General features: G+C 69.0%; 9 protein-coding genes and 2 tRNA genes. 5 read left to right on the top strand and 6 right to left on the bottom strand.

The window, feature by feature from the left end:
* Positions 1 to 26 precede the first annotated feature (26 nt).
* Positions 27 to 115 (bottom strand) — tRNA-Ser (locus tag ACFVWL_RS10745).
* A 189-nt stretch (positions 116 to 304) separates the two neighbouring features.
* Here ACFVWL_RS10745 and ACFVWL_RS10740 point away from each other — a divergent pair.
* From ACFVWL_RS10740 to ACFVWL_RS10725, 4 genes are all read left to right on the top strand, one after another.
* Positions 305 to 1,015 carry a potassium channel family protein gene (locus tag ACFVWL_RS10740; protein WP_387182200.1) on the top strand — a complete coding sequence of 237 codons (711 nt, stop codon included), beginning with the start codon at positions 305 to 307 and terminating at the stop codon, positions 1,013 to 1,015.
* Between the two features lie 159 nt (positions 1,016 to 1,174).
* Entirely contained in the window at positions 1,175 to 2,650 is a 1,476-nt protein-coding gene (locus tag ACFVWL_RS10735; RefSeq protein WP_387182198.1) for a DUF2252 domain-containing protein, read from the top strand.
* On the top strand, positions 2,647 to 4,260 hold the full coding sequence (locus tag ACFVWL_RS10730; RefSeq protein WP_387182197.1) for an MFS transporter: 1,614 nt from the start codon (positions 2,647 to 2,649) through the stop codon (positions 4,258 to 4,260). Before ACFVWL_RS10735 ends, ACFVWL_RS10730 begins: the two co-directional genes overlap by 4 nt.
* Positions 4,261 to 4,342: 82 nt before the next feature.
* Positions 4,343 to 6,937 (top strand): family 78 glycoside hydrolase catalytic domain, encoded by a 2,595-nt coding sequence (locus ACFVWL_RS10725; RefSeq protein ID WP_387182194.1) that lies wholly within the window; start codon positions 4,343 to 4,345, stop codon positions 6,935 to 6,937.
* A gap of 4 nt (positions 6,938 to 6,941) precedes the next feature.
* On the opposite strand, the gene ACFVWL_RS10720 is transcribed toward ACFVWL_RS10725, so the two are convergent.
* Entirely contained in the window at positions 6,942 to 9,227 is a 2,286-nt protein-coding gene (locus ACFVWL_RS10720) for a glycoside hydrolase family 3 C-terminal domain-containing protein (RefSeq protein ID WP_387182192.1), read from the bottom strand.
* A 94-nt stretch (positions 9,228 to 9,321) separates the two neighbouring features.
* On the opposite strand from ACFVWL_RS10720, the gene ACFVWL_RS10715 reads away from it, so the two are divergent.
* Entirely contained in the window at positions 9,322 to 9,900 is a 579-nt protein-coding gene (locus tag ACFVWL_RS10715; protein WP_387182190.1) for a TetR/AcrR family transcriptional regulator, read from the top strand.
* Between the two features lie 59 nt (positions 9,901 to 9,959).
* On the opposite strand, the gene ACFVWL_RS10710 is transcribed toward ACFVWL_RS10715, so the two are convergent.
* From ACFVWL_RS10710 to serS, 4 genes are all read right to left on the bottom strand, one after another.
* A complete protein-coding gene (locus ACFVWL_RS10710; RefSeq protein WP_387182187.1) occupies positions 9,960 to 11,213 on the bottom strand; it encodes an LCP family protein in 1,254 nt (417 codons plus the stop codon).
* A 51-nt stretch (positions 11,214 to 11,264) separates the two neighbouring features.
* Positions 11,265 to 11,349 (bottom strand) — tRNA-Ser (locus tag ACFVWL_RS10705).
* Positions 11,350 to 11,391: 42 nt separating this feature from the next.
* Positions 11,392 to 12,213, bottom strand: a complete 822-nt coding sequence (locus ACFVWL_RS10700; RefSeq protein ID WP_387182184.1) for an HAD family hydrolase — start codon at positions 12,211 to 12,213, stop codon at positions 11,392 to 11,394.
* Positions 12,210 to 13,526, bottom strand: coding sequence for a serine--tRNA ligase (gene serS / locus ACFVWL_RS10695; RefSeq protein WP_387182182.1), 1,317 nt, complete (start codon positions 13,524 to 13,526; stop codon positions 12,210 to 12,212). The genes ACFVWL_RS10700 and serS overlap by 4 nt, the downstream gene beginning before the upstream one ends.
* Between the last annotated feature and the right edge of the window lie 44 nt (positions 13,527 to 13,570).

Below are 13,570 nucleotides of genomic sequence, written 5' to 3'. Positions count from 1 at the left end.
CCCCCGCCTGAGCGGGGGTTTTTCTGCGGAGACGAGGGGATTTGAACCCCTGGTCCCCGTGAGGGGACTCCACCTTAGCAGGGTGGTGCACTCGGCCGGACTATGCGACGTCTCCAGGCATCCGACCCGAAAGCACGGATGCACCTAGCCATCATAACGGGTCGGACGAGTGGTGACGAACCGGCACCCATGACTCCCCTTCCGACCGACGCGCACCCGGGCTGCACGAGGAAGCGCACTCACGCTGGGATACTTGCCGCACATCGTGGGCACCCCGCGTCCACCGCACGGAAGAGGACCGACCATGCCCCGGACAGACACCGTGAACACGGAGCACGCCGACGCCCCCTCGCCTCGCGGACGCGACGGCCAGGCCCGCGGCTACGCCGTCATCCTCGGCCTGCTCGTCGTCTCGTACGGTTTCTGCGCGGCGCAGCCGAGCACCGACCCGAGCCCCTGGGCATTCCTCGCCATGCTGGCGACGGTCGCGATGGTGTTCTATGTGACCCGCGCCCGACACCTCGTGCAGCGCGTGTCGTGGGTGGTGCTCTCGGTCGCCGGTGCCGCCGCGGTCGTCGCTGCCCTCTTCGGCGTCGAGGGCCCGGTGCTGGCGATCCCGCTGTCCGCCGCGTCGATGGTCGCGCTGCTCGTCGCTCCGTGGGCGATCATCGCGCACCAGGTCAATCGGCGCGGCCTCGACCTGGAGGCGCTGCTGGCGGCGATCACCGCCTACATCCTGGTCGGGATGTTCTTCGCCTTCGTCTACAACCTGATCTCGCAGATCTCCCCCACTCCGATGTTCGGCGAGGAGCGCCTCGACACCCTCGGAAACCAGCTGTTCTTCTCCTTCACGGCGCTGACCACGACCGGGTACGGCAACCTGGTTCCGGTCGGCACCGTCGGGCAGGGGATCGCCATCGCCGAGGGGATCACCGGACAGCTGTTCCTGATCACGGCGGTCGCGCGGATCATGCGGGGTGCGAGCGCGAAGCGGGCTGGTGCACTCGACGCCTGATCCCCCGCTCCCCGGCATCGCCCGAAAGGGGTGATGCACCCGCCGTGATCGTGCTGCGGGGTGCGACGATGAGCGGTGCGACGCCGCCCGCACCCGGCCCGGGGTTCCTCCTCGGGGCTCCCGGCCCCGCGCCGTCGACCGACGGGTGCGAGGTGCGACATGGTGGAGAACGACATCGCCGAAGAGCGCGACGAGTTCGCCGCGCCGGATGCGGTCGCACCGGAGTTCGTCGTCCGGCGAAGTCGCGGACGTGACGCCCGTGCCCGGGCCCCTCGGTCGCGTCAGGGCCCCTGGCATCCCGGAGCGGGCCGTGCCGATCCGGTCGCGTTGCTCGACGAGCAGGCCACCAGGAGGGACCCCGACATCGTTCCGTTGAGATATGAGCGGATGTCGGTCTCGCCGTTCGCCTTCTTCCGCGGTGCGGCCCTGCTGATGGCCTCCGACCTCGCCACCGCACCGCGGACCGATATCACCGTGCAGCTGTGCGGTGATGCGCACCTGTCGAACTTCGGACTGTTCGGTACTCCGGAGCGCCGCCTCATCTTCGATATGAACGACTTCGACGAGACGTTTCCCGGCCCGTTCGAATGGGACCTGAAGCGTCTGGCGACGAGCTTCGCGGTGGCCGGACGCCATCGCGGCTTCACGACGGAGGAGATCAGCGCCTGTGTGCGCGCCGCGGTCGTCGGATACCGGAAGGCGATGCGACGCGCCGCCGACGCGCACGTCCTCGACGCCTGGTACGACCATTTCGATGCCGACAGCGCCCGCCGACGGATCCGCGCGGAGCGAGATCGGCGACGCGCGGACGACGAGACGGTCGCGCGGCTGGACGCCGCCGTGAAGAAGGCCCGTAAGCGCGACCGTATGCGATCGTTCGCGAAACTCGTGCACGTCGTCGACGGCCGACTGCGCATCATCGCGAACCCGCCCCTGGTCACCCCGGTCGAAGACCTGGTGCCGGAGGTCGGCACCCAGCTCGACGACCTCGCCATCATGCGCGAGCTCCTGGCCTCGTACCAGGACACTCTGCCGGGCGACCGGCATCCGATCTCCGAGTACCGCTACCGGCACATGGCGAGGAGCGTCGGCGGAATCGGCAGCGTCGGCACACGCGCCTGGGTCATCCTCCTCAGCGGCAGGGACGACAGCGATCCCCTGCTGCTTCAGGCGAAGACCGCGCAGCCATCCGTGCTCGAGCGGTTCCTCGGACCAGGAGGACAGGACAGCGAGGGAGAGCGGGTCGTGCGGGGGCAGCGGCTCATGCAGGCGGCCAGCGACATCTTCCTCGGCTGGCAGCGCGTGACCGGCGCCGACGGCATCACCCGCGACTTCTACGTGCGCCAGCTGCACGATTGGAAGGGCGGGATCGATCCCGACACCATGACCCCGCGCGGGGCGGCCCTCTACGCGCGCATCTGCGGCGAGACCCTCGCCCGCGCACACGCCAGAGGCGGAGATCGTCTCGAGATCGCGGGCTACCTCGGTCGAGGTCGAGCCTTCGAGGAGGCGATCTGCGCCTTCGCCGACACCTACGCCGACCAGAACGATCAGGACCTCGCGACGTTCCGCGACGCTCTCACCTCCGGGCGGCTGCCGTCCATGAGTACCACCCCGTCGACGGAGTCGTCGTGAAGCGCTGGGGTGTCATCGCCGTCCTCGGCTCTGCGCAGTTCGTGATGGTGCTCGACGGTACCGTGATGAACGTATCGATCTCGACGGTGGTGTCCGACCTCGACACCACCGTCGCCGCGATGCAGGGCGCCATCACCTTCTACACCCTCACGATGGCCGCGTTCATGCTGCTGGGGGCGAAGCTGGGGGATGTGTGGGGGCGCCGCAGGGCATTCGTGATCGGATCGTGCGTGTACGGGGTGGGCTCGCTGATCACGGCCGTCAGCCCGAACGTGCAGTTCCTCTTCCTCGGCTGGTCGATCGTCGAGGGGCTGGGCGCCGTTCTCGTCATCCCGGCGATCGCGGCCCTCGTCGCTGACAACTACCGCGGCCGCGAGCGCATCACGGCGTTCGCGATCATCGGCGCGGTCTCCGGTGCGGCGGTGGCGGCGGGGCCCCTGATCGGCGGATTCGTCACGACGTACTTCGACTGGCGCTACGTGTTCGCCGCCGAGGTGCTCATCATGATCGGCGTCGTGCTGTGCGCCCGGATCGTCACCGATCCGACACCGAGGCAGAGCGTTCGCATCGACCTCCTCAGCGTCGTACTCTCCTCGGTCGGTCTGGTGGCCGTCGTGTTCGGGATGCTGCAGAGCAAGACGTGGGGGTGGGTGCTTCCGCTGAACCCGCCCACGATCGGGGGTGTCGTCGTCGCGCCTCTCGGCATCTCTCCCGCCGCCTGGTTCATCGTGCTCGGCGTCGTTCTTCTCGCGCTGTTCTTCTCCCGCCAGCGCCTCCTCGAACGCCTCGGGCGCTCGCCGCTGATCCACGTCGGCATGTTCTCGATCACGTCGCTGCGCAGCGGCCTCTCCGTGCTCGGAGCGCAGTACACCGTGACGGCCGGACTCTTCTTCATGGTGCCGGTGTATCTGCAGATGACCCTCGGACTCGACGCCCTGGAGACCGGCATCCGGATCTTCCCCCTCTCGATCGCGCTCGTGCTGTTCTCGATCGTCGGCACCCGGCTCTCGCGCGCGCTCTCCCCGCGGACGATCGTTCGCATCGGGCAGGTGACCCTCGTCGTCAGTGCCCTCATCCTGCTCGGATCGGCGACCAGCGATCTGCGCAGCGGGTTCTTCGCGACCGGGATCTTCCTCGCCGGAGCTGCCCTCGGACTGCTGGCCTCGCAGCTGGGGAATGTGAACATGTCGAGCGTGACCGAGAAGGAGACCAGCGAGGTGGGCGGGCTGCAGGGCGTGTTCCAGAACCTCGGCTCGTCGCTGGGGACGGCGTTGATCGGTTCGATCCTCATCGGCGCCCTCTCGACCTCGTTCGCCTCGGGGGTCGCGGCGAGCGACCTGCCCGACACCACGAAGGCGACGGTGGCGAGCGAGACCCAGCACGGGGTCACGATCGTCCCCGCGGCCGACGTGGCCGCCATCGCGGAAGACGCCGGACTGAGCGACGCCGACGCCGACACCCTCGCCACGGTGTATCGCGACTCGCAGCTGTCCTCGCTGCGGATCGCGTTCTTCGGGCTGATCCTCATCAGCCTCCTGTCGCTGTTCTTCTCGAAGGGGATTCCCCGCGCGAGCGATGCCCGTCGTCGGCGTGCCGAGACGGCCGGGTGACCGGAGGCGGAGCGAGGGCCGAGGCCGCACGTCCGCGTCCGAATCCTCGCGGACGTCTCCCCCATCGACGAGGATGAGGAGCATGACGACCGTCTCCGCGCCGCGCATCGAGCACCACCGGGATCCGCTCGGCATCGGTGAGAGCCGCCCCCGCCTGAGCTGGATCACCACGGACGCCCCCGACGGCTGGCACCAGGAGCGCTATGCGGTCACCGTGGTGCGCGAGGAGGGCGAGGAGACCGTCGAGGTGGCGTCCGCCGCGCAGGTGCTGGTTCCGTGGCCGAGCCGTGCGCTCGACTCGCGCGAGCGGGTCGGTGTGCGCGTGGCGGTGCGGGGCCGCGACGGCGGCTGGTCGGCGGAGAGCCCGGAGACCTGGCTCGAGGCGGGCCTCCTCGACGTCGACGACTGGTCAGCGCGGCCGGTCGGGCTCGACCTCGACGAGGATCCGGAGAGCGACGCCCGCCGCGCCACCCTGGTTCGTCGGAGCTTCCGGGTCGACGGCGAGATCGCCCGCGCCCGCCTCTACGCCACCGCGCACGGCCTGTACGAAGCCGAGATCAACGGCGCGCGCGTCGGCTCCGACACGCTCTCGCCGGGGTGGACGGTCTACCGTGAGCGTCTGCGCTCCTACACCTACGACGTGACGGATCTGCTCGTCGACGGCGAGAACGCACTCGGGGCCTGGCTCGGCGACGGCTGGTACCGCGGCCGTCTGGGCTGGCGCGGCGGCCACCGCAACGTGTTCGGAAGCGATCTGTCGTTCCTCGGTCAGCTCGAGCTCACCTACGTCGACGGACGACGCGAGACCATCGCGACCGATGGCAGGTGGAAGGGCGCGCTCTCCCCCATCCTCAGAGCCGGCATCTACGACGGTGAGGACCACGACGCGCGCCAGGAGCACTCCGGCTGGACGACCGCGGCGTTCGACGACGCCGGATGGTGGCCGGTCGCCGTGCGCGAGCGCGACCCGCGCACCCTCGTCGCCCCGACCGCCCCGCCCGTGCGGGTGACGGAGGAGGTCGCACCGATCGCCGTGCTCACCTCGCCGAGTTGCGCGCGCATCCTCGACTTCGGGCAGAACCTCGTCGGAAGGGTCCGCATCCGCGTCACGGGGCCCCGCGGAGCCACGGTCACGCTGCGCACCGCGGAGGTCCTGCAGGAGGGCGAGATCTACACCCGCCCGTTGCGCAGCGCCCGCTCGAGCGACGCCTACACGCTCGCCGGACGCCCGGACGGCGAGGAGTGGGAGCCGCGATTCACGTTCCACGGCTTCCGATACGCCGAGGTCTCCGGCTGGCCGGGAGACCTCGATGCGGATGCCGCCGTCGGCGCTCTCGTCGCGCGTGTGCTGCACACCGACCTCGAGCGCACCGGATGGTTCGAGTGCTCCGATCCCCTGGTCGAGCAACTGCACCGCAACGTCGTCTGGGGCATGCGAGGGAACTTCGTCGACATCCCCACCGACTGCCCGCAGCGCGACGAGCGCGTGGGGTGGACGGGCGACGTGCAGGTGTTCGGCCCGACCGCGTCGACGCTGTTCGACGTCTCGGGGATGCTGTCGGGGTGGCTCCGTGACGTCGAGGCCGACCAGCTGCCCGATGGCACGGTGCCGTGGTTCGTGCCGGTGATCCCCTCGCACAAGGTGTGGTCCCCGATCCGCGCGGGCGCGGCCTGGGGCGACGTCGCCACGCTGCTGCCCTGGACCCTGTACCAGCGCTTCGGAGATGAGGGCGTTCTGGCGACGCAGTTCGAGAGCGCACGTCGGTGGGTCGACAAGGTGGAATCGCTGGCCGGACCCGACCGCCTGTGGAACGAGGGGTTCCAGCTCGGCGACTGGCTCGACCCCGCCGCTCCCCCGCAGGATCCCGCCGATGCCCGCACCGACCGGTACCTCGTCGCCACGGCCTACTTCGCCCGGTCGGCGAGAGCGGTCGCCGACATGGCTCGCGTCCTCGGGCGCCCTGCCGACGCGACTCGTTACGACACGCTCGCCACCGAGGTCGCCGCCGCGTTCCGGGGTGCGTATGTGAAGCCCGACGGCACGATGACCTCGGACGCTCAGACCGCTTACGCCCTGGCCATCGTCTTCGACCTGCTCGCCGACGAGACGCAGCGTGCGGTCGCGGGGACGCGCCTCGCCGCGCTCGTGCATGCCGCCGACAACCGCATCGCGACCGGCTTCGTGGGCACGCCGCTCGTCTGCGACGCGCTCACCCTCACCGGCCACACGGATGCCGCCTACGACCTTCTTCTCGAGCGGGGCTGCCCGTCGTGGCTGTACCAGGTCGTGCAGGGCGCGACCACGATCTGGGAGAGGTGGGATGCGATGCTTCCCGACGGCACCGTGAATCCCGGGACCATGACCTCGTTCAACCACTACGCACTGGGAGCGGTCGCCGACTGGCTGCACCGCAGCGTCGCCGGGCTCGCACCCGCGGAGCCGGGGTATCGTCGCATCCGCTTCGCCCCGCGTCCCGGCGGCGGGCTCACCCATGCCTCGGCGACCCAGCGCACACCCTACGGCGACGCCTCGATCGCGTGGCGCGTCGACGAGGACGAGCTGCACGTCGACCTCGTGGTCCCGGTCGGCGCGACGGCAGAACTCGACCTGCCCGGCCCGGTCCCTGAGGAGCTCGGGCACGGCGCGCACACGCGCGCCGTGCCTCTGCATCCGTGACGGATCAGCCGGCGGCGGGACCACCCGCGTTGGCCGCGGCGATCAGCTGCTCGATCTGCTCGAAGTCGACGGGGAGCCCGGGGAACCCGGCGAGACGTCCGATCGGGAAGGACGCCATCATCTTCTGCATCGCCTCGTCGTTCGGCATCATCGACGCGGCAGCCGCATCGCCGCCCGGCCCGCCCATCAAGCCGCCGAGCGCCTGCTGCACGATGGGGCCGGCGATCGGGTGCGAGATCAGGTCGCCGATGGAGGAGTTCATCGTGAGATCCTGGTGCACCTCGTCGCCCGAGATGTCGACGGACGCGGTCGAGCGGAGGTCACGGCTGGAGGCGGCCACATCGATCGTGTACTCGCCGCCCTCGACCACCCAGCGGTCGACGCGGATGTCCCAGTAGGCGAGGTCCTCACGACGCACGACGAGGTCGACCGTGCGGGTCTCCCCCGCGGCGAGCGCGACCGAGGCGAACGCCTTGAGTTCGCGGGGGGCGCGCTGCACGATCGACGTCGTCGGGGTGACGTAGACCTGCACGACCTCGCGGCCATCGCGGTCGCCGGAGTTGGTGACGTCGACGCGTACGACGATGTCACCGTCCGCTCCGGCCTCTGCCGACGCACTGCCGTACTCGAAGGTCGTGTACGAGAGTCCGTGGCCGAACGGGAAGGCCACGTCGAGATCCTTCGCGTCGTACCAGCGGTAGCCGACCAGCAGGCCCTCGCCGTAGCGCACATGTCCGAACTCGCCGGGGAAGTTGCCGAAGGAGGGGTTGTCCTCGAGCCGCACCGGCACGGTCTCGGTGAGCTTGCCCGAGGGGTTCACCGCGCCGTAGAGCACGTCGGCCACAGCGCTGCCGCCGGCCTGGCCGAGCAGCCAGCTCTCGACGATCGCCGGCACGCGGTCGGCGAAGGGCAGGGCGACTACACCGCCGTTGGACAGGACGACGACCACGCGAGGGTTCACCTCGAGCACGGCATCGAGCACGGCGAGCTGCTCGGCGGGGAGGTCGATGTGATCGCGGTCGAAACCCTCCGACTCCTCCGCGGCGGGGAGGCCGAGGAACAGCACGGCCACGTCCGCCGCGCCTGCGACGCCGACGGCCTCTGCCCGCAGGTCGTCGGCGGTCCGACCGGAAGTCGCGATGGTGCCGCCGTCGACGGCGAAGCCCGCAGCGTAGGAGACGTTCTCGCCACTGACTGCCCGCAGTTCATCGAGCGCGTTGTCGACGCGGGTGGGGTTGATCAGCGAAGACCCGGCTCCCTGGAACCGCGGTTCGGTCGCGAACGCACCGATCACGGCGACCTTCTGGTCGGCGGCGAGCGGCAGCAGAGCACCCTCGTTCTTCAGCAGCACGATCGAGCGGCCGGCCGCCTCCCGGGCGAGTGCATGGTGCGCCTCGACATCGAGCGGACCTGCCACGGTCGGACGCTGACCGGCCTTGCGCACGAGGTCGATGGCGCGGTTCGCCGCCGTGTCGAGCACGCTCTCCGCGAGCGTTCCCGCCCGCACGGCAGCGACGAGCTGCGCATCCGTGCGTCCACCCGAGGCCGGCATCTCCAGGTCGAGACCTGCGGCGACACCCACGACGCGGTCGTTCACGGCGCCCCAGTCGGAGACGACGAGGCCGTCGAAGCCCCAGTCGTCGCGCAGCACGCTGGTGAGCAGCCAGGGGTCCTCCGAGGTCCAGACGCCGTTGAGCTTGTTGTACGAGCACATGACGGTCCACGGCGAGGCGTCCTTCACGACGCGCTCGAACCCGCGCAGGTAGATCTCACGCAGCGGGCGGGGGTCGACGTCGGAGCTCGCACGCATGCGGTCGAACTCCTGGTTGTTCGCGGCGAAGTGCTTGAGCGAGGTGCCGACGCCCTTCGACTGGATGCCGCGGACCGAGGCGGCGCCGAGGATGCCGGAGACGATCGGGTCTTCCGAGAAGTACTCGAAGTTGCGGCCGCACAGCGGCGAACGCTTGATGTTGATGCCGGGGCCGAGCACGACGGCGACGTTCTCGATCGCGGCTTCCACGCCGATCGCGGCACCCACCCGCTCGATGATCTCCGGGTCCCACGACGATCCGATGCCCACCGCGGGCGGGAAGCAGGTGGCGGGGACGCTGCTGGCGAGACCGAGGTGGTCGGTGGCTCCCGACTGTTTGCGCAGACCGTGCGGACCGTCGGTCATCATCACCGACGGGATGCCTACGCGATCGATGGCCTTCGTGGTCCAGAAGTCCGCACCGCTGGTGAGCGACGCCTTCTCCTCGAGGGTGAGGTCGGAAGCCGAGTTCTCGGTCATGGTGTTCCTTTCGCGGGCGACGTCGATGTCCTTGCGAAAACCATATGCCCTTCAGTATTAGATTTCAAACGACATTCAGGATTAGGGTCGAGGCATGGCAACACGAGGTTCTTATGCGAAAGGTGTGGCGCGACGGGAAGAGATCCTCGAGAGCGCCCTCGACGTGATCGGGCGCAAGGGGTATCAGAACGCCTCGCTCAAGGAGATCGCCGAGGTCGTCGGCGTCACCCCCGCCGCCCTTCTGCACTACTTCGGCTCGAAGGAGGAGCTCTTCACCGAGGTGCTCCGCAAACGCGATGAGCACGACGGCCTCGATCCCGCAGGACTCAGCGACGCCGAGGCCCGGACCGCGTTCATCGATGTGATCCGCCACAACACCGAGGTCCCGGGTCTCGTCGCCCTGTTCTCACGCCTCTCGGTGGATGCCGCCGATCCGGAGCATCCGGCCCACGGCTACTTCCTCGACCGCAGCGCGCGCCTGCGCGAATCCATCGCCGACAGCTTCGGCACCGACGACCGGCGTTCCACCCTCGACCCCGACACTCTCGCGCGCGTGATCCAGGCAGCCTCCGACGGGCTTCAGCTGCAGTGGATGATCGATCCGACCGTCGATATGCCTGGCATCATGGGGGCTCTCATCGACGCCCTGTATCTGCCCGCATCTGCGGAGTGAAGTCTCCGTAGCTCATCGCCAGATGCCTCCAGTTGGCGAGTGCGCCCGCACGATTCACCTCAGCGGACGTTGCCGTTGGAGCAGGTCTGCTGCGCGGCGGAGTTGCCCTTGATCGAATCGGGGAGAGCCACGACGTTGTCGGGGGTCGCCGCGGGATCCGGCGTCGCCGCCGGATCGGTCGCCGGCTGCTCGACAGGTGCCGTCGGCTCCTGCACGACCACGCCGTCGTTCTTGTTGTTCTCGTGCGTGATCTGCAACTGGGCGTTCGCAGCGAGCGCGTCCCACAGCGCCGAGGCAGCGGTGTAGTTGGGGACCACCTTGTTGGGGTTCGCCGAGTCGGTGCCGTTCGGGTACTGCACGAAGACGATGTCCTCGAACGGTACCGACTTCACCGCGAGGGCGATCTGCACGAGCGTCATCGGGTTCGTGAGGGACTCGCTCGGTTCGAGGTTCTGGATCGCGGTGTTCGCGAGCTTCAGCATGACGGGGACGTTGCCGAGCACTTCGCCGCTGATCATCTTGCGGGCGAGGCTCGACATGTACTGCTGCTGGTTTCCGATGCGGCCCAGGTCGCTGCCGTCGCCGACGCCATGTCGCGTGCGCAGGAACTGGAGTGCCTGCAGTCCCTCGACCGTGTGCGTGCCCGCGGGCATGTCGAGACCCGTGTAACGGTCCCTGATCGGGTTGGCGAGGCAGACGTCGACGCCGCCGATCGCGTTGGTGATCTCGATCACACCGCCGAAGGTGACGCCGGCCGCGAACTGGATCTCCTGGTCGGTGAGTTCGGAGATGGTCTTCACGACGCAGTTCAGGCCGCCGTCCGTGTACGCCGTGTTGAGCGGCTGCTTGCTCATCGCGGAGGTCGCGTTGCCGTTCTTGTCGGTGCAGGCCGGGATCGGAACCATGAGGTCGCGAGGGAAGCTGACGACCGTGATGCGGCGCGGCTCCTGCGAGACATGGACGAGCAGGTTCACGTCGTTGAGCGTGCCCTCGGCGTCGGAACCGGAGCAGCGTGCCCCGAAGAGGTCCTTGTACTTCTCTTCGCAGGTGTCGACACCCGTGAGCACCATGTTGAAGCCGCCCTTGTACTCGCCGATGTCCGGCGGGATGGGCTCCTGTCCTTCGATCTCGACCGCATTCGCCGTGACCGTGCTGGTGAGATCGTAGAAGACGTAGGCGCCGACGCCGAGGCCGCTCACCAGGACCACGGCGAGACCGATCGCGATGAACTTCAAGAGTTGGCCGACGGTACCAGGAGTGCCCAGCTGACCGTGGCGCGCGATCGTGTGACGGCGTCGGGTGTTCTGGCTCACTCGGGTCCTTTCGGATTCAGCGACGGTGCGGGGGCACACCGTGCTCAAATGCGGAGGGTGTGGGATTCGAACCCACGAGACATCTCTGCCCACTGGTTTTCAAGACCAGCTCCATCGGCCGCTCGGACAACCCTCCCGACAGACGCTTCTGTCGACCAGGCGTGAGTCTAGCCGAGTTCTATTCTCCTGCGCTGACCTGGGCGGGGGCTGGAAGCGTGTCGAGTGCTCGTGCCAGGCCACCATCGGCGACATCGGCGGTGACCTCGCCGGCGGCCTCCTTCACCACGTCGGGCGCCTGCCCCATCGCCACGGCGCGACCCCCGAGAGAGCGGGCCCAGCCGAACATCCCGATGTCGTTGCGACCGTCGCCGGCGACGAGGATGCGTCCCTCCTCGAGCCCGAGCTCGGTGCGCACCTGCTCCAGGGCCGTGCCCTTGTCCACGCCCTGGGGCGCGATGTCGAGCCACGCCGTCCAGCCGATCGCGTACGACACCTCGTTGAGTCCGGCATCCGCCACCAGACGGTGGAAGTCGTCTTCATCGTGACCGGGAGAGACGACCACGATGCGCGACACGGGAAGCTCACCGAGTTCCTCGAAGTCGACCTGTCGCCCGCCGTCGAGCGTCCAGTCGTCGAGCTGCTCGGTGAAAAGCCGCTGCCCGGAGGCGAGCTCGACCATGTACCTGGCGTCGGGGAGACGCTCGCGCAGCAGGCCGAGAACCGGGGTCGGGTCGAACGTCTCCACGTTCCAGCGCTCCCAGTCGTCGCCCGCGCGGCGCATCGTCACGGCACCGTTGGAGCACACCACGTAGTCCGCGGTCAGCCCGAGCTCTTCGACGTAGCGCCGGGTCGCCATCCAGCTGCGTCCGGTCGCGATGGTGACCACATGCCCGCCGTCACGGATCCGGGCGATGGCTTCGGGAACACCGGGGCTCATCGTCTCGTCCTGCAGCAGGATCGTCCCGTCGACGTCGAGGCCGACCAGCCAGGGGCCCGTCATCGAGCGGACCTCCCGTCGGCGAGGGGCTCGATCACTTCGAGGCCGCCGAGGTAGGGGCGCAGGACCTCGGGGACGCGCACGGAGCCGTCGGCCTGCTGGTGCGTCTCGAGCAGGGCGACGATCCAGCGAGTCGTGGCGAGCGTGCCGTTCAGCGTGGCGACATGCTGCGTCTTCGCGGCGCCGGATGTCGCCGTATCCGTCGCGTCGACGGCCGGACGGAACCGCACGTCGAGGCGGCGCGCCTGGTAGGTCGTGCAGTTCGACGTCGAGGTGAGCTCGCGGAACGCGCCCTGGGTCGGCACCCAGGCCTCGATGTCGTACTTGCGGGCGGCACTGGAGCCGAGATCTCCCGCGGCGACGTCGATGACGCGGTACGCCAGGCCGAGCGAGGTCAGCATCTCCTCCTGCAGGGCGACCAGGCGCAGGTGCTCGGCTTCGGCCTCTTCTGCGGTCGTGTAGACGAACATCTCGAGCTTGTTGAACTGGTGCACCCGGATGATGCCGCGGGTGTCCTTGCCGTGCGAGCCTGCTTCGCGCCTGTAGCAGGTCGACCAGCCGGCGTAGCGGAGGGCGCCGTCGGCCAGGTCGACGATCTCATCTTTGTGGTACCCGGCGAGCGCGACCTCGCTGGTGCCCACCAGGTACAGGTCGTCGTCCTTGTCGAGGTGGTAGACCTCGTCGGCGTGCTCTCCGAGGAAGCCGGTGCCCTGCATGATCTCGGGGCGCACGAGCGTCGGGGTGATCAGGGGAACGAACCCGTTCTGCAGCGCCTTGTCGAGCGCGAGGTTCATCAGCGCGATCTCGAGGCGTGCGCCGATGCCGCGCAGGAAGTAGAAGCGCGCGCCCGAGACCTTGGCGCCGCGTTCCATGTCGATCGCTCCGAGGAGCTCGCCGAGCTCGAGGTGGTCCTTCGGTTCGAAGTCGAATGCCGGTACGGCACCGACGCGGCGCAGCTCGACGAAGTCGGCTTCGCCGCCCGCAGGCACGCCGTCGATCACGACGTTCTCGATCCGCGCGAGCGCGGCGGCCGCAGCTTCGGCAGCCTCGTTCGCCGCGTGCTGGGCCTGCTTGACCCGCTCGGCGAGGTCTTTCGCCTGTGCGACCAGGGCGGCCTTCTCGTCTTTGGGCGCCTTGGCGACGAGCTTGCCGAAGGCGTTCTGCTCGGCGCGCAGCTCTTCGAAGGCGGAGAGCGCGGACCTGCGCGATCGATCGGCATCGAGAGCGACGTCGACGGTGCTCTGGTCGTTCCCACGAGCAGCCTGCGAACGGCGGACGATCTCCGGATTGTCGCGGAGGAGTGCGAGGTCGATCATCCACCAAGTCTACGGTGAACGCCCCGACGTGCCGGCGGCGTCAC

Origin of the sequence: Microbacterium sp. NPDC058269 (genome assembly GCF_042881445.1) — a bacterium.
GTDB lineage: Bacteria > Actinomycetota > Actinomycetes > Actinomycetales > Microbacteriaceae > Microbacterium.
Note: the sequence above shows the minus strand (reverse complement) of the source record. Positions and strands in the feature narration are given on the sequence as shown.

Bases quoted from the DNA above. Each gene is read 5' to 3' on its own strand.
- ACFVWL_RS10740 (WP_387182200.1), top strand. From the start codon at position 305: ATGCCCCGGACAGACACCGTGAACACGGAGCACGCCGACGCCCCCTCG.
- ACFVWL_RS10735 (WP_387182198.1), top strand. From the start codon at position 1,175: ATGGTGGAGAACGACATCGCCGAAGAGCGCGACGAGTTCGCCGCGCCG.
- ACFVWL_RS10725 (WP_387182194.1), top strand. From the start codon at position 4,343: ATGACGACCGTCTCCGCGCCGCGCATCGAGCACCACCGGGATCCGCTC.
- ACFVWL_RS10720 (WP_387182192.1), bottom strand. From the start codon at position 9,227: ATGACCGAGAACTCGGCTTCCGACCTCACCCTCGAGGAGAAGGCGTCG.
- ACFVWL_RS10715 (WP_387182190.1), top strand. From the start codon at position 9,322: ATGGCAACACGAGGTTCTTATGCGAAAGGTGTGGCGCGACGGGAAGAG.
- ACFVWL_RS10700 (WP_387182184.1), bottom strand. From the start codon at position 12,213: ATGACGGGCCCCTGGCTGGTCGGCCTCGACGTCGACGGGACGATCCTG.
- serS (WP_387182182.1), bottom strand. From the start codon at position 13,526: ATGATCGACCTCGCACTCCTCCGCGACAATCCGGAGATCGTCCGCCGT.